The following is a 17290-nucleotide window of genomic DNA, read 5'->3' as shown; positions in this document are numbered from 1 at the left end:
AATGTTAAATAATAAATGCCAATAATTAAGATCTTGTTAGCATTCATTACTACCTTGGCTATTCCTCTACCCACTCGCCGTTACGCCAATAGACACCCCAGCGCGTAGCCTTGCCTTTTTTCTCAGAGCCAATGTATTGCTCTTTTTTCTTACGTGACCAGCGCAAAATGGTTGGATTGCCATCAGGGTCTTCATCCGGCCCCTCAAACAAATACTGAAACTTATCTTCCATTTTGTCTTTGATCTCGCGTAACTCCGCAAGCTTTGGCGGACGAGTCTCGCGCACTTTTGGGAACTTTGAAGCCGCTAAGAAAATGCCAGCCGCCCCTTCGCGCAAGATAAAGTAATCATCGTGCTTGGTTGACTTTAGCTCCGGCAGATGAATAGGCTCCATACGCGGCGGTGCCGGCTCGCCCGTCTTTAATACTTTGCGCGTGTTATCGCAGTTCTGGCATGCAAAATACGGTCCAAAGCGTCCGGTCTTAAGCTCCATCTGCCCATCACATTTATCACAATCAATGGTTGGCGCGTCAGAGCCAGGCACTTCAAACTTACCTTCCTCCAAAATATAACCATCGCAGTCGGGATTATTGCCGCAAATGTGCAGCTTTAAGCCGCCATCAACGATATAGCCATTCATCGCAGTCGCACATTTCGGGCAGCGCTTTTTCTCCATTAGATCTTTGACTTCTGCCGCCTCATCATCAGTATCGCCATCATCAAGATTAGCAAATGCTTCGACTGGCATTAGGTTCTTAGTACCTTTGCAGCGCTCTTTTGGCGGTAAATTATAGCCCGTACAGCCTAAGAATACGCCGGTCGAGCCGGTGCGCAGTTGCATCGGACGATCGCATAAATCGCAGTGTACATCAGGGACATCAGTAGGATCATTAGGACGCATGCCATCTTTATCTTTGGCATGCTCAACTTTTTTCTTAAAGTCGCCATAAAAATTATCTAACACATCCTTCCAGTCGGTATCACCCTCAGCGACGTGATCAAGCTTGTCCTCAAGCGCGGCGGTAAAGGTGTAATCCATCAAATCAGGGAAGCTATCGGTCAGTCTATCGGTAACAATATCGCCCATCTTTTCGGCAAACAAGCGCTTGTTCTCAAGCTTGACATAACCGCGATCTTGAATGGTGGAGATGATAGAAGCATAAGTCGAGGGACGACCGATCCCTTTTTTCTCAAGCTCTTTGACTAGGCTTGCCTCCGTATAACGCGGTGGCGGCTTGGTGAAGTGCTGGCTTGGATCAAGCTTATCGAGCGCCAGCTTATCGCCCTTTTTGACATCTGGCAGTAGCGTATCATCGCCCTTAGCAGGCGGCATGACACGGGTATAGCCATCAAAGGTCATAGTACGGCCACGAGCTTTTAGCTCAACATTGCCCGCTTCAACAAATAAATTCACCGATAGATACTTAGCAGGCATCATCTGACAGGCGACAAACTGACGCCAAATCAGCTCATAAAGGCGGATAGCATCACGCTCTACGCCTTTTAATTGCGTGGATTTCATATTGACGTTAGAGGGACGAATCGCTTCGTGCGCCTCTTGCGCGTTTTGCTTATTGCCGTAGAAGTTTGGCTTTTCGGGCACGTACTTTTTGCCGTAGCTGTCTTCAATAAAGCCGCGTGCCCCTGCCAAAGCATCTCCTGACAAAAATGTCGAGTCGGTACGCATATAGGTAATATGACCGGCTTCATAGAGACGCTGCGCTAAAATCATGGTCTTTTTGACTGAAAACCCTAAGCGCGTACTCGCTGCTTGCTGTAGCGTTGAGGTGATAAAAGGCGCACTCGGGCGCGACTGCGTGGGTTTTTCTTCACGCTCTTTGACAATAAAGTCATTGGTTTTGAGAACCTCCAACACTTTATCGGTCTGCTCTTTATTGACCAGCTTAAGAGCTTTATCGTTTTGTTTAGTCGCTTCTAGTCGAATGTTATTTTCGTTATTGTCAGCATCGGCTTTGTTGGCCTTTTTGCCCTCATCGATATGGGTATCGGCATGAATCTGCCAATATTCTTCTGGAATAAAAGCGCGAATCTCATGCTCGCGCTCAACGACCAATCGCATAGCGACCGACTGTACCCGTCCTGCTGACAGCCCACGAGCCACCTTTTGCCAAAGGATTGGCGACACCATAAAGCCCACCACTCTGTCGAGAAAACGTCTGGCTTGTTGGGCATTGACGCGATCGATATCTAATTTGGAGGGCTGCTTAAAAGCGTTTTGGATGGCGTTTTTGGTAATCTCATTAAACACCACGCGCTCATATTTGCTATCTGCGCCGCCAATGACTTCTTTGAGGTGCCAAGCGATCGCTTCTCCCTCTCTATCCATATCCGTTGCTAGATAGATTTTGTCCGCGTCTTTGGCTAAGGCTTTTAGCTCTTTGATAACTTTGGTTTTATTCGGCAATACTTCATAAACCGCCGCCCAACCGTGCTCAGGATCAACGCCCATGCGCCGTACTAGTGCTTGCTGCGCTTTTTCTTCTTTGGACAGACTATCATCTTTATTGGCTGCAGCTTTTTTGGCCCCTTTGCTCGCGCCTACGGGGAGATCACGCACATGACCAATACTGGAGCGGACAACAAAATCGTTACCTAGATATTTATTGATCGTTTTAGCCTTAGCAGGGGACTCCACAATGACTAAGGACTTACCTTTTGAGCCAGCGCTACTACTAGCCGTCTCGGTACTAGCCGCTTTTTTGGTGGCGGTTTTGCTGGGCTTTTTAGCGGCTGGTTTGGAGGCTACTTTAGTCTTTGCCACTTTTTCGCTAGTTTCTGTTTGGCTAGCTGTAGACTTAGTGGATTTTTTGGTTGTGGTTTTTGCCATAGTTGACGACACCATAATAAATGGATAAAAATGAGATAAAAATTGGCAGCCAAGCTTATTATTAGTACTCATTGGCTTGTGGTAATCGCTGTCAATAAAAGAGGTATAAACTATAAAATAATTGGCAAATATCGATTAAATGTCTTCGCCTGATAAATTTAGGCTTATAAAGAAGTTACACTGCTAAGCGACAAAATGTCAACTTTTAAAATAAAGCCCTAATCAAACTTGCTATTGATAACACTATCAAAAGGATTATGCGCCCTATTCGCGCTTGTAGTCATAGTATTGGTGTTGAAGCTATGATCAGTATACACAGCAGGGTTGGCTGTTTTTTTCATCTGCTCAGCCCACTGCTCAAGCTTCATCTTCAATGCTAATAAATCCTCTTCTATCGTTTTAGCCCGATAGCTTGGATTGCTGATAGGACGCACATAAGCAATATCTTCCCAATAAATGACAATACTATTGGCTTTAGTCCATAAGCCTTTTACAAAAGGCTCTATACTCGCCGGTAGCTCTAATGGCGTCTTATCGAAGTTAAAGTTTATCTTTTTGGAGAACGTGTTAGCGTTGCCTTGTGAGTTACGAATAGCACTTGGAATAGTAAGCTTAGTCGCCTCACTATCAGTATCTACAAAATTACTATCAGCTCGCCACTGACCATCGACGACTCGGTAACGGGTATAAGGCAGCTGTATTCCTTCTAACACTAAGCAGTACTGTGCCATCATACCGCGGCCCAGCTCGTTATCGCGGCCAGGTAGCCAATCTGGACAAGCCACTAGTTTTGGATTGAGCTGCAAACGCCGCGCAGTCATACGCAGCTTATCCAAACGCTGATCGATACCGTTAGGCTTGAGCGCCATCATACTCCCTAATACAAAAAGTACAATAAGGATAGCAATCCAAATTCCCATAACCACCTAACCTTTTGCTAATTTAAATTTATAAAAGACCAATACTGCCCTGATCTAGCTACTCATAATGAGTATAAAAGATAATAAATCAAGCTCAGTAGCTTAACGATTAGCATTATAGGTCATCTGCTAAGCTGTATAAAAAGGTGTATTATACTTTTTATATCAAAAGCTTAGCTACTCAAAAACATCTTCTGGATAACACAATACAAAAAGTCATTTCCTCAAAAAATGCTATGATAAACCATTCTTTAACTATTTTGAGTAAGTAGGTGCAACATGAGTTCTTTTTTTGAAATGGCCTCTATGTCATCGATATCTTCTTTATTAGTCTCTAGCACTAAGCAAAAAACCGCTATTAGCCTATCACTTATTGGCGCGCTAGCCTTAGTATTATCAGGGTGTGCAACGACTCAAGCTCTGACGCCTGAGCAATGTCAAAGTAGTAATTGGCAAGATGTTGGCTACGCGGATGGCTTGCAAGGGCGCTCTGGTGCTTATTTTGGTCAGTATGCTAATCAATGCGCTAGTGTCGTTGGCGCCACCCCTAATAGAGTGTTGTGGGAGCAAGGTCGTCAGCAAGGGTTGAAGAGCTACTGTACTGAGCTCAATGCCTACAAGCTTGGCCGCGAAGGCTATGATTGGCAGCCCGTTTGTCCGCTTGAGGGTATCGAGAAGTTAGAAGAGGCCTACTCGCAAGGACGCTACTATTATATTCGTCAGCGTGATCTTGATTATCTACGCTCGCCCTATCCGTTTGGTTATGGTGGCCGCTTTGGTTATAGTCCTTTTTATAGCCCCTTTGGTTATGGCTGGTAAGCGTCAGTCGGCTTAATGTATAAGTCAGCTATTATGATTAATTGCCTTGGAGAATATTCTTATTATTTTAGTAGTGTTACTTGTCATACTGACGATATTTTTAGTTATTGCCTTACTCATTTATATAGCAGGTTTATTGCTATAACTTAGCTGTTATAGCTTAGGGGCTATCAATTGCAAGGGTTAAAGTAGCTATACCTGCCAGCGACTTGCCGTTTTTATCATACCTTTTTAGTCGAGCTTTTAGCAAATCGCCTTTTATGGCCTCATCAAGCTTTTCATTGCCAGAGGATATTATAGTGCTAATCTCTTTTATTCGTCCTTGAGCATCGACTGACAGACTAAAGTAGATACTAACCCTTTCTTTTTCACTCTTATTATCATTAATGCGGTTATTGCCGTTATTATTAAAGCCACTATCCAATAAATATTGAGCTAAGTCAGCAACCATAAACCTAGGAGCTATTAGCCAATCATCTGCTGTTATAGCATAGCTACTATCGATTAACTCATGCTCAAAGGGTAACGCTGGTATGATGCTGATAAGAGCACGACTGTTATCACCTTGATTTGTTCCCTGTTTATTTTTTATACCTGTAATAGACTTGTGATAGCTCGTGCTTTTATTAGAAGTATTATTGTTGGTGATAATATTACCTGCCATTGGGCTTTGCGGTGCCATTGAAAACGGAGCATAGCCACCAGCAATAGGTGATTTCCCCTCATCCTTAGATGCGCCCTTTTTAGCTAAACCTCTGCCATTTAAAGCCTCTTCATCTAAACCTTGACTTGCATTGTCCGTACCATTAGCTGACTCTTTGATAGTGGTCTTTATGGTTGCTGTAGTCCCTGATAACAACTCTAACTCAGTAGCAGATTCATCAGCAGGTTCAGTGGTTTTTGACATTACCCCTGTTGGCTCTACAGTTTTAGAGTTTATAGTTTCCGTCGTAGAAGTTTCAGGATTTACGATGACTTCCTCTACTACTTCATTATCTATCACTTCTGCTGCTGTCTCTTTTTCTACTACCTTAGAATTAGAGGCTATAACTTCTGGCGTCTTGGTTTTAGGTACTGATTCAAAGCTTGATTCTGGGGCTTCTGCACTTTTCGCAGCCTCTCCACCTTTAGCTACTGTAGCTTCTGATTGATTAGCTAGCGTTATCAGTTCGATATCGATTGGCGTAGTTTGTATTAATGGCTTTGTGATAGCGGTTGGACTCTCAACACTTCTCAAAACAATGGCCGTCAGTACGTGCAAGCCTATTACCATGATAAATACGGTAAATACTCTTTTGCGTGATGGCACAGTGATAGTTATTACACTCATAACTTCCTAATCAGTAGCTAGTGTGACTTGTCGTTAATCCCATGACCAATGATAGCGATGATCTATAGTAGTAGCAAATGAGTAGGTTGTTCAGATTTACCCGCACCATTTTTGAACACTAAAAAAAACCCTACTAGCATTTCACTAGCAGGGTGTGGAGAATAATACTAATTTCAACTATTTTTATTATTATAACTTGCAAGGCTGCAGATAACTTATTGGTTAACGAATGCAATCTTAGTTAATCCTGCCTGACTAGTAGCTGCTAATACTTGCGCTACCGTATCGTACTTGCTGTCTTTGTCCGCTCGTAGCTGTATTGATGGCTCTTTACCCGCATTTGCCTCTTGTTGCAAACGCGCTTGCAAAGCCTCCATACTGATAGACTTATCATCCCAAAACAATTCAGCATCTTTATCAATACTGATCTGGATTACCTCAGGCGGCGTCTCGTTGACAGTAGCGCTAGTCTTTGGCAAGTCTAGTGGCACTGTCGGATTGAGCACCGTCGCTGTCAATAAAAAAATAATCATCAACACTAGCATGACATCAATCAGCGGAATAAGGTTCATCTCATTCATACCTTGAGCGTCATCGTCTCCTAATTGAAAGGCCATAATTGTCTCTAGTTAATATAAGATAGGTTAAGCTAGCCATTTTAATCCAGCGCTATGGTTATTTTGCCAAAGTAAGCTTTTGCTATACCTGTGAAGCCGAAGCTGCAGAATAAGAAGCGTTTGACTTTGAGGCTGTATTAACAGAACTAGCCACTGATGTTTCTTTACCTTTGGCAACATCCGTAGTAGAAGCCTCTGTCATAGTAGCCGACTGCGCCAATAAGTCATGAGCTCGGTCATTGGCTTGATACATAACCCGGCGGTTGATACGCACGGTAAGGTTATAAAATACTACTGCCGGAATGGCAACGGCGATACCCAAACCGGTCATAATCAAAGCCTCGCCTACCGGCCCTGCGACTTGCGCAAGACCTGCTTGACCGGTGCTACCAATATTATGCAGCGCATGAAAAATACCCCACACTGTACCGAACAGTCCGATAAAAGGCGCGATGGCGGCAGTAGTACCCAAGATAGGCAGGCCGCGCTCACTAGCAAAGCGATAACGACCAATATGCTTGAGCAAAGCTTGCTCGGTCACTAAACGCCGAGTAGCAGCGTCAGAGGTTACTAAGTTAGGACGCTTGGCTTGTACTTGCTGAGTCAAATCATCAGCGACTGTCATGGCTAATTTGCGACTTTGCATGACCCGTATGATACCGGTCACCCACGAGACTACTGATAAAGCTAATAATAAGAAAAATAGAGTCTTGGTGACAATATCGCTTATTTGCCAATAGTTCATAAAGTCCATCTTAGACTCCTTTGATATTTGGATGATTCTCAATAGTTATAGCATAACTAGTTATAGCGTTTTGCCTCATACCTATGATTATAAAGTCATACGAAACGGTAAAATGGCGGTACTTTTAACCGGAGTATTATCTCTAGTTGCCGGATTAAGCTTAGCGTTTGATAAGGCTCTTATAAAGTCTCTATCAAATTTGTGATTGCCTGAGGACTTGGATATTTTGATATTTCCTATAGTACCATTGGCATCTACCGACATACTTACCGTAATTGAAACCTCAGTCCCTTTAAAACCATAGTCTTTGTTTTTGATAGAGGTAAATATAGGTTCTCTTAACCAACTAGAATTCCCTATAGCGCCATAGCTAACAGGCTCACTACTGGCAGCTTTAGCTTTTTCGGCAGCTGCTTTTGCCGCCTGCTCTTTAGCAAGTTGTGCCGCTTTTTCGGCCGCCTCTCTCGCCGCTTTAGCCGTGGCAGCTGCTTGTGCTTCGCGTTCAGCTTGCGCCGCTCTTTGCGCCTCTAGCTCTGCTTGGCGCTGCTGTGCTTGCTGCATAGCTTTGGCATGAGCCTGCGCTGCTAACACTTTTTGACGCTGCTGCTCGGCTTGTTGCTCAGCAAGTTTAGTTGAGGTAATAGTCTCAACTTTAGGTGTTGGCTGCAGTTCTACTACTTTTTTGACTTCAACAGGCTTATCCGCCTCAGCTTTATCCACTTTAGGCTTTACAGGCTTTGATACAACCTCAGAAGCTGGTTTTGGCTCTACGACTGCTTTTGGTTTAACAGTGTCCGCAAGCTTAGGCTTACTCTTTGCTTTAAGTGGTTCACTAGCCTTTTGAGGCGGTTGCACAGATTTAGGCACTGGCTTGGCTACCGCTTTTTCTACCATTGGCTTTGGAGTCTCAGCAGGCAAAGTGAGTAATTGGATCTCAATAGGCTCTATCTGCTTTTCCTCTTCACTAATAGCTGGCGGCTGTACCATCACTATCGCTACAGCAGTCAAGATGTGCAAGCTTACCACCACACTGATAATAATCAATATCACTCGGTAAGGCGGCGCGTTTAAGTTTTCTGAACCCATAACATCCTACTGCTTTATCTAAAGTTCTGTTTTGAATTTGTTGATTTTAAATTCGCTACTATTCATAGGTATAAGTCGCAGCTATGAGAATTTTGGCTGATTAAAGTTGGTATGATGATAATACAAACGATAACCATTATCAATAAAAATTAGTGCGCTATGAGATATTCCTGTCTAGATACAAACTAAAATACAAACGATAACCATTATCATTGATAATTTTACAGTGTTGCTTTATCATGGCTTTTTATGACTGATTTATCGTGATTATCAGCCAATACTATTTATAATTAATAAGATTATCATCATACGCTAACCCATAGATTTATCTTTAATATTTTGACTCTCAAACAATGAGCACTGTTTTAGCGCTTCTATTCTAGCGTTAAGCACGCTCTTTTTTATTTTTACTGTCAATAATATTGTTTGTCATGTGGGTATCCGTAGTATCGATAATCATTTGCTATTTGCCGAGTGTCTTATGTCTAACCCTACTATTACGACCCAAAGCCCTTTATTTAAACGCCCGTTACTAGCGGCTATGAGCGCCGCGTTACTTGTCAGTATCAGCTTAACAGGATGTACATCACCTGACTCTAGTGAGACTGATATAGACGATACTAAGGTTGAGAATAAAACGGCTGATGCCGCCTCAAACGTTGCTAACAACGATGCGGTTTCTGTAGCTACTATCGATGTTGATACGGTAAAAGGCGATGTCACTTTGCCAATGAATCCCTCACCGATAGTGGTCTATGACATGAGCCTATTACAAGACTTAGCTGCGCTCGATGTGGCGGTTACTGGTATACCAAGCGGTCTAAAACTAGATAATTTATCCTCAAAAAACCAGCCTGACCCTGAAGAAGTAGGCACGGTGTTCGAGCCTGATCTTGAGGCGTTAAATGCTATACAGCCGCAAGCTATCTTAGTTGGCTCTCGTATGGCTGAGAAATACCATGAGCTATCAACTATTGCGCCGACGCTCGATATGACTATTGATACAGCTAACATTTATGAGTCAAGTAAACAGCGCTTGCACGACTTAGGCGCGCTATTTGGCAAGAGTGATGAAGCTCTAAAACTACAGCAAAATATCGATAATAAGATCGCTCAAACTCAAAAAGTCACTCAAGATAAAGGAGCGGGCCTGGTCGTGATGGTCAATGGCAATAAGCTGTCGGCCTATGGTGACAAATCAAGATATGGTTTTATTCATAATGTGCTTGGGGTGCCAATGGCGGATAAGCAAATTACTGACGCCGCTCATGGTCAGCCAATCTCGTTTGAGTATATACAAAAGATGAATCCGGACTGGTTGTTTGTAGTAGATCGTAGCGCGGCTATCGGTGAGGACAGCGTTGGCGCTAAAGCGGTACTAAACAATCCATTAGTGGCGCAAACAAGCGCTTGGAGTAAAGATCAAGTGGTCTATCTAAGCCCAGACTCCTATCTTGCTTTTGGCGGCTACTATCAATGGATGAAGGATTTGGACACTATCAATACCGCCTTTACCAAAGCACAGTAACCTTTAGATCAGTCTGACTATGCCGTTATTTTCTCGCCGCTATTATGATATGCATACTGCTAGCCCAAAGATACCTCGCGTATCAAAAAAGTGGCAGCAGCATGATAAGCCCTCTAAAGCTGCTATACCGCCTTGGCTAATCAATAGCGCCAGCTTAGTAGTGATGGGGTTATTAGTATTACTAAGCTTATCGATTGGCGTCGCTGATTTTTCTTGGTCGGGTATGCTACAAGGCTTGATTAGCCATAGCGCCAACGCCGATAGCTCGCTGATGTTAGTGAGTCGTTTGCCACGTACTATTGCCATTATCCTAACTGGTATTGCGATGGCGGTCGCGGGTATGATTATTCAAGTGGTGCTAAAAAACCGCTTCGTTGAGCCCTCCATGGTTGGCGCGACTCAAAGCGCTGCCTTGGGATTATTAGTCGTCAGCCTGCTATTCCCTGCCAGCACCTTGATGGTGAAGATGAGCGTGGCGACTATCACCGCCGTGCTGGGTATGATGCTATTTATGGGGCTTATCCGCCGTATCCCGCCCACTGATTTTTTGCTCATTCCGCTGATAGGTATCGTCTTTGGCGGTATTATCGAGGCGGTGACGACCTTTATTGCTTATCAGACCGAAACGCTGCAAATGCTTAGCGTTTGGCAGTTTGGTGATTTCTCTAGCGTCTTAGCAGGACGCTATGAGCTACTTTGGCTGACCGGCGGCCTGTGTGTCATCGCTTATATGATTGCTGATAAGCTGACCATCGTCGGTTTGGGCGATAACATTGCCTTAAACTTAGGCATCAGTAAGCGTCAGGTGACTTGGCTAGGCGTCGGCATGGTAGCGATGATGAGCGCGATGGTAGTAGTGACGGTCGGTATGATTCCCTTTATTGGCCTCATTGTGCCTAATATCGTTAGCCGTATCATGGGGGATAAATTGCGCCGCAGCTTGCCGGCGGTCGCGCTTCTTGGTGCATCGGCAGTACTCTTGTGCGATATCATTGGGCGCTCTATTCGCTATCCGTTTGAAGTGCCCGTAGCGACAGTGTTTGGCGTAGTAGGCACGGTGGTATTTTTATGGCTGCTGCTGCGTGCGCCAAGCGAGGCGTAAGCTTTAGAGCAAAGTAATTGTTAAGTCTATCATCACTTTATTATCGTCACTATTTATCATTTTTTATAAGATTAGCGTATGCCTTTGCCATTTGCCTCTCATGTTACCAGTATAAATACCGATAGCGATGTTTGCTCTTATGGCAAGCTTACACGTCTGTGGCAAGCGTTGGCTGCACACCCGCTACTAGTAGCAAGTACTATTTTACTGCTCTCAGCCCTGCTATTTTTGACCCTCAATGTCAATGGGCACTGGGATTTTGCTTTGCCCTTACGCGGCAAAAAGCTGCTCGCTTTGATGGTAGTCGGCTATGCTATCGGCGTATCAACGCTACTGTTTCAAACGCTAACGCATAATCCGATTCTCACGCCATCATTATTGGGATTTGACTCCTTATATGTACTGCTGCAAAGTTTGCTAGTGTTTTTCTTAGGCGCTATTAGCTTTACTAGCATTAATCCTATTGCCAAATTCATCCTTGAAGTTGCGTTGATGTTTGGCGCCTCATTATTACTATTCAAAGTTTTATTCTCAAAAAGCAGTCAGGATTTGACGCGGCTAATATTGGTAGGGGTTATCTTTGGCGTATTGTTTCGTAGCCTATCCGCGCTGATCGCTAGGCTCATTAATCCTGATGATTTTGTAGTGGTGCAAGCCGCCAGTTACGCACAGTTCAATACCATCAATCCGCAGCTACTCGGTATCAGCATTGCTATCTGCATAGTTACTGCTTGGGCTATTTGGCGCTGGCGTTATCAATGTGATGTGCTGATGCTCGGTAAGGCGCAAGCGATCAACTTAGGCATCAATTATCAGCGGTTGGCTTTTGGATTGTTGACATTGATCGCGGTGTTAGTCGCTACCGCCACCGCTTTAGTCGGTCCGGTGACTTTCTTTGGCCTACTCGTCTGTGCTTTGACCAATCGACTCGCTAGTGATATGACGCACTCTCAGCGCCTAATATTAGTCAGTCTAATCGCCATGATTTGCTTGGTACTAGGGCAAGCACTCTTTGAGCAAGTATTAGGTATGGCGGGTGTGTTGTCGGTAGTCATTGAGCTGGCGGGCGGGCTAGTCTTTTTAATACTAATATTTATGACTCATCGCCGCCGAGTATAGCCTCATCTCAAAACGGCTGTTAAAACTGCTTTTGACACCTTGCTCCTAAAAAGAGGTATGAATAAAAATAACTATGATTAAAATAAGTAATCTCTCACATCATATTGGCAAGCAGCAAATCTTGCATAGCATTTATTTATCCCTGCCTCCCGCGCAAGTGATCGCCTTGATCGGCCCTAATGGCGCAGGCAAATCAACCTTGTTCTCAGTCATGGCACGGCTGCAACCATTACAAAACGGGCAAGTGAGCTTTTTGGTAGATAATAAAGAGCATGACATTGTCAATAGTGATGCTCGCAGCTTAGCAAAAACAGTAGCGATGCTCAGCCAAGATAATAATGTGCAAGGACGCCTGCGCGTGCATGAGCTATTGATGTTTGGGCGCTACCCTTATCATCAGGGACGTCCTACTGTCAGCGACCAACAAAAAGTCGATGAGATCATTGAGCGCTTTGAATTACAAGAGCTGGCCAATCGTTTTTTATCGACGCTATCAGGCGGTCAGTGTCAGCGCGTCTTGATTGCGATGATTGTCTGCCAAGATACGCCTTATCTGCTGCTCGATGAGCCGCTCAACAATTTGGACATGTACCACGCCGGACGTCTGATGCGTGAGCTGCGCAGCTTGAGCCATAACCAGCAAAAAACGGTGGTCATCGTCTTGCACGATATCAATCAAGCGGCGCAGTTTGCCGATACGGTGGTGACCATGAAAGACGGTCAAGTGCTGGCGGTTGGCAGTCCTAATGAGGTACTAACGCCAGAGACTATGAAACAATTATACGAGGTTGAGGTGACCGTACTGAGCCACCAAGGCCGTCCGGTCATTGTAGATACCGTTTAAATATAGCGCTGATAAACAGTAAAAAGGAAGGCTTGATGCATAAGATGCTATTGAACCACCGCTGGATAAATTATAAAAATCTGTGCCGATTACTTTTAATCCTTAGCTTTGGTTTATGCCTGTCTTATGCTGTAAATAAAGCCATAGCAGATACTTTGACTTGGCTGGGTATTACTTTGTACCTGCTAAGACTAGTGATTATTCCTATGGATTTGACGCAAGATATAGCTTCGGTAGACTATACAAAAAACTTTGACAAGAGTAATAGTTGGCATAGAAGTGTAATGCTCGGTGAGCTACTTGCTTTCTTACTCCTTAGCGTTGGAATAGCCTACGACATCTTTTTGCAATTAAAGCTTTGACCCGCAGCAATAGGTAATAAGATGCTTTTTAATAGCTAGTTTTTCCTATTTGCTTTGAGAAATCGTTTTTTAGCGCTAATTTTTGTCTTTGTTTTGCGCGGCTTTGACGACCTTTAAGCCATAGATAGACGCCAGTGCCTGACAGTGTGCTGACTGCTAGACCAATCAGCGCTAAAAACACTTGATAGAGTCGATGAGCTGTTTTTTCGTCTTCTGCTAAGCCAATATGTCCCATATGCAATGTTGCTAACCACTGATCGGTTTTGCTAGCGAATGAGCTTTGATAACCAAACTTTACTTTTTCTAGCTGACCGCTAGCTGCATCGACCGTAATAGATGACGCGCCGCCTTTTTTGCCAATATCTTGATTGGTGCTAAAGCGCATCTGCCACTGATTTTCCTCCGCTAGCCAGCGAATTCCCAAGAGCCGCTCTACCTCTACACCATTATGATGCGCCGCTATATTGGCCTGCTCGCTTAGATAAGCGATACTATTGGCTTTCGTGATTTTATTATTAGCGTCAGCAGATTGATGCTGTATTTGGCTTTGCTCTTTAGGCCTAGCTGGTCTGTCTTCTCTAGCTTCGAGTCCTACTAGCGTTTGCATCACTGGTTGATAAACGGGTTGTAAATTAAAGCCCACACTCGACCAAGCTATCACCAATAGCATCAGCCATAGCCATAAGCCAAAGGCTTGATGCAAATCATAATTGAGTTTAAAGGTATTGGTGTTGGTGCGGATTTTCCACGCGGGTAGCCAGCGCTTAATAAAGGACGCTCGTTTTTTTGCAGGCAGTCTTTGGCTTTGATTGGCGCTATTATTTTTATTTTTTACTTTACGAGGCCAAGTCAAATAAAAGCCAATAAAGCAGTTTATTGTCCAAAGCAAAGAGATAATACCTAAGAGCCATTTACCAATATCACCAAGCAGTAAATCTCTATGTAGCCAAAATACTTTATGCATAGTATTTTGCCATGCCCACTGCTCTTTATCGCGCGTCCCTAAGATAGCGCCGTCATAGGGATTGAGATACACCTCTTGAAATGGCGCTTTGGCTGCCGTACTTGCTTGCTTGCCGCGCGCTCTATCTACCAAAAACACTGCTGAGCGCTCAGCTTCTATGGAGGTTGGCATAGAGGAGAAGTTATACTCAGGATAAGTAGCTATGACTTTATCATGCAAATCAGCGATAGCTAGTGGCGGCTTCTTGGACGCTTGAATATAAGCCAAATCCTGATTGAACCACTCATCCAATTCTTCATGAAACGCTAATAGCGCTCCGGTTAGTCCTGCTAATAACAAAAAGCCTGCCATGACTATGCCAGTGTAACGATGTAGCCAAAGGCAGCTTTGACGTAGGGTTAATGAGCTCATTTTTTATTTTCTTGATGATGGTTTGTCGATAGAAGTAGTTCATTACTGTAAGCAAAAGCGCTGTAAATAGAGCTTTAGAGCGAGTAGCCGCGATTTATAGGCATAAAAAAGCCAGCTTCCCAAATAGAAAGCTGACTCTAACAGCTCTAGTAACTCATAGCTTAGGGCTAGCTTAGAACTGATAAGTTAGCGAAGCTTTGATATTACGGCCCGGCTCAAAGTCAGTCGCAGTAGCATCAGTAGTGTTTAAGCGCGATGCGTGGCTGGCATAAGTTTCATCAAATAAATTATAAACCCCAACCGTTGCTTTTACGCCCTCAAGCTGACGCGGCAGATAAGTCATATAGATATCATGCACATCATAATTTGGTTTGGTTTGTTGTTGATTATCAGTGATTGAGGCGACGTAAGTACTGCGCCAGCCTAGATCCACCGTATCATTCGGCTGATAGTTTAAGTTAACCATATAACGATCACCAGAGTCGGCACTACCACCACTTACAGAAGGAATGCTATCGCCTGTTTTGTCGCCCTCACTACGAGCGCGTGAGTAGCTTAGACCCATACCAAAGTTACGAGTAGTATAGTCCGCTGCCAGCTCAACCCCTTTGATCTCATAGTCCTCATCACTGTTGATCATACCCTGACAAGGTTGTAAGTTACCAGGTGAACCGCGCTCACCGGTAGTACAGTTTAGACCATAGCGACCAGCGCGATCTCCAGTTCTAACAAACTGCTGAAAGTTTTCGATGTTGGAATTAAAGTATTTGGCACTTAACTGTAGCGCATCATCCGCTATCGTCAATCCGCGTAGTGTTGTGGCAATACCCACCTCAGAGTTATAGCCCTCTTCTGCCTTTAGATCATTATTGACATAAATACCAGCGCCATTACTATTAAAGATAGCTTGTCCTAAGTCAGGGCCATTGAACAATTGCGTATAGCTGGCAAAAACCTGAGTGCTTGGAGCAATCTCATAACTGGCAGCCAAAGCTCCAACCACGTTGTCGTAGGTCTTACCGCCAGCTACAAATTCAGGCGATTCATAGCGATCATAACGCACCCCTGGGGTTAAGCTAAATTTGCCCATCTGCCACTGATCTTCTAGATATAGTGAGGTGTTTTTTGCGCTATCGCTATTAGCACTTTTATAGTCTCGGGCCATCTCAGACTCTTTTTTATAATGCTCAGCCCCAGCGATTAGCTTATGACGACCGGTGTCCGTGTCGATAATACTAGTATTTTCAATTTTGGCACCCGTAGTTTTTACCTTGGCTCTCCAATCATAATTGGATGAGATATCAGCATTGTTATTACGCAAAATCTCCGTTTCGGTTTGATAAATAGTAGTATCTACATCAATCAAAGCGTTTACGGGATCAAAGTTATAATCAATAGTATAAGTATCTCGGTTTACCTTTTGTGGAATCGGGTCAGCGCTTGTGCTACTTGGAAAGTCGGGACGAAAAGGAAACACCCCTTTTTTCTCAGTACGGCTAAAGCTTGCGCCTACGCGGTTGTCTTCATTAATAGCAGCCCCAGCTTTTAATAGAATATTCTCGCCCTTGCTATCCTCAAAAAGCTCACGACCCTCCCCATCTTCGCCAGACTCTCTATCTCGCTTACTATAATAAGCTAACAAATCAATATTATCGCTTGGAGCGCCGTAGACAGTTGCTGAGGTTAATAATTCATCGTTATTGCTAGCATAACCTACATTTAATTTGGCACCGATTTGCTGACCTGGTCTAAGTAGATCAGCGGCATCAACGGTCTCAAAAGCTACTGCGCCGCCTAAAGCATCGTTACCCAAAGTGACTGAGTTATTACCAACTGAGACCTCAGCGGCTTTTAATAAGTCAGGATCAATAGTGACATCACCCATATGATAAAACAGCGCTCCTTCTTGACGAGCGCCATCGATGGTCACCTTTAGATTGGTATCATCAAGGCCGCGTATGCGTACCCGCTGATTGACAGAGGAGGTACCCCCTACCGTCACTCCCGGAACTACATTCAAAAAATCACTGAGATGACTGGCCTGCGCCGCTGGCGTGTAGTCTTCTATATAAATGGAGTCTTCTTGCACTTTGTCGCGTACTGAGGTGTTTGCCGTTACCGTGATAGTCTGCAAAGTGATCGTGGGCAGCTCATTAGTCTCAGCTGCATTTGCAACTTGAACTCCCAATACTGCGGCTATACCCATAGATAAAACGGTTAAACGACTAGAAAACGTTGCTACGCCCATAACATACTCACTGTATTCACTATTAAATTTATGCCCAAAAAATAATCATTACTTGCATTACTTGCACTACTTGCAATGTCACTGCACGGATCGCTTGCGGCAGATAACGATTTATAACTGCTGTTTTAAACCCTAAAGCTTTAAATCAGTCTATAAACACTATTACGAATGTTAACGATAATTATTATCATTAATAATATGGCAGGCATAATAGCGAAGTATTAACAATTTGGCAATAGAGAAAAATCAGTTTGAAAACTTTATTTACTTAAGTCTTCTACTAAAAAATAATTATTTCTAAATAAATAAAGTGTTTAACTAAAAAAACGTTGCAATAGTTAGTCTTT

The 17290-nt window shown here is 43.8% G+C and carries 14 protein-coding genes; 6 read left to right on the top strand and 8 right to left on the bottom strand.

The window, feature by feature from the left end; translation table 11 throughout:
• Positions 1–58: 58 nt before the first annotated feature.
• Positions 59–2848: a type I DNA topoisomerase gene (topA, locus tag M0N77_RS02150; RefSeq protein WP_353103111.1), complete on the bottom strand. Its 2790-nt coding sequence runs from the start codon at positions 2846–2848 to the stop codon at positions 59–61.
• 218 nt (positions 2849–3066) lie between these two features.
• Complete coding sequence (locus M0N77_RS02145) at positions 3067–3768, bottom strand: hypothetical protein (RefSeq protein WP_353103109.1); 702 nt, start codon at positions 3766–3768, stop codon at positions 3067–3069.
• 279 nt (positions 3769–4047) lie between these two features.
• Here M0N77_RS02145 and M0N77_RS02140 point away from each other — a divergent pair, with 279 nt between their 5' ends.
• Positions 4048–4587 (top strand): DUF2799 domain-containing protein, encoded by a 540-nt coding sequence (locus M0N77_RS02140; RefSeq protein ID WP_353103107.1) that lies wholly within the window; start codon positions 4048–4050, stop codon positions 4585–4587.
• Positions 4588–4747: 160 nt separating this feature from the next.
• Here M0N77_RS02140 and M0N77_RS02135 read toward each other — a convergent pair whose 3' ends face one another.
• The 4 genes from M0N77_RS02135 to M0N77_RS02120 all read right to left on the bottom strand — a co-directional run bounded on the left by M0N77_RS02135 (position 4748) and on the right by M0N77_RS02120 (position 8365).
• Complete coding sequence (locus M0N77_RS02135; protein WP_353103105.1) at positions 4748–5917, bottom strand: hypothetical protein; 1170 nt, start codon at positions 5915–5917, stop codon at positions 4748–4750.
• Between the two features lie 215 nt (positions 5918–6132).
• Entirely contained in the window at positions 6133–6534 is a 402-nt protein-coding gene (locus M0N77_RS02130) for a biopolymer transporter ExbD (RefSeq protein ID WP_353103103.1), read from the bottom strand.
• An 82-nt stretch (positions 6535–6616) separates the two neighbouring features.
• Positions 6617–7288, bottom strand: a complete 672-nt coding sequence (locus M0N77_RS02125) for a MotA/TolQ/ExbB proton channel family protein (RefSeq protein WP_353103101.1) — start codon at positions 7286–7288, stop codon at positions 6617–6619.
• 78 nt (positions 7289–7366) lie between these two features.
• Positions 7367–8365, bottom strand: a complete 999-nt coding sequence (locus tag M0N77_RS02120) for a TonB family protein (RefSeq protein WP_353103099.1) — start codon at positions 8363–8365, stop codon at positions 7367–7369.
• Positions 8366–8846: 481 nt separating this feature from the next.
• Here M0N77_RS02120 and M0N77_RS02115 point away from each other — a divergent pair, with 481 nt between their 5' ends.
• From M0N77_RS02115 to M0N77_RS02095, 5 genes are all read left to right on the top strand, one after another.
• Entirely contained in the window at positions 8847–9893 is a 1047-nt protein-coding gene (locus M0N77_RS02115; RefSeq protein ID WP_353103097.1) for a siderophore ABC transporter substrate-binding protein, read from the top strand.
• 19 nt (positions 9894–9912) lie between these two features.
• A complete protein-coding gene (locus tag M0N77_RS02110) occupies positions 9913–10995 on the top strand; it encodes an iron chelate uptake ABC transporter family permease subunit (protein ID WP_353103095.1) in 1083 nt (360 codons plus the stop codon).
• A gap of 78 nt (positions 10996–11073) precedes the next feature.
• The gene (locus tag M0N77_RS02105) at positions 11074–12114 is read left to right on the top strand and encodes an iron chelate uptake ABC transporter family permease subunit (protein WP_353103093.1); all 1041 of its coding nucleotides are present in this window, start codon (positions 11074–11076) and stop codon (positions 12112–12114) included.
• Between the two features lie 73 nt (positions 12115–12187).
• The gene (locus M0N77_RS02100; RefSeq protein WP_353103091.1) at positions 12188–12958 is read left to right on the top strand and encodes an ATP-binding cassette domain-containing protein; all 771 of its coding nucleotides are present in this window, start codon (positions 12188–12190) and stop codon (positions 12956–12958) included.
• A gap of 35 nt (positions 12959–12993) precedes the next feature.
• Positions 12994–13320 (top strand): hypothetical protein, encoded by a 327-nt coding sequence (locus tag M0N77_RS02095; protein ID WP_353103089.1) that lies wholly within the window; start codon positions 12994–12996, stop codon positions 13318–13320.
• 28 nt (positions 13321–13348) lie between these two features.
• Here M0N77_RS02095 and M0N77_RS02090 read toward each other — a convergent pair whose 3' ends face one another.
• Together M0N77_RS02090 and M0N77_RS02085 are read right to left on the bottom strand one after the other, a co-directional pair.
• Positions 13349–14695 (bottom strand): PepSY-associated TM helix domain-containing protein, encoded by a 1347-nt coding sequence (locus M0N77_RS02090; RefSeq protein WP_353103087.1) that lies wholly within the window; start codon positions 14693–14695, stop codon positions 13349–13351.
• A gap of 172 nt (positions 14696–14867) precedes the next feature.
• Positions 14868–16943, bottom strand: coding sequence for a TonB-dependent receptor domain-containing protein (locus M0N77_RS02085; protein ID WP_353103086.1), 2076 nt, complete (start codon positions 16941–16943; stop codon positions 14868–14870).
• Positions 16944–17290: the final 347 nt, after the last annotated feature.

The organism is Psychrobacter sp. AH5 (assembly GCF_040371085.1).
GTDB lineage: Bacteria > Pseudomonadota > Gammaproteobacteria > Pseudomonadales > Moraxellaceae > Psychrobacter.
Note: the sequence above shows the minus strand (reverse complement) of the source record. Positions and strands in the feature narration are given on the sequence as shown.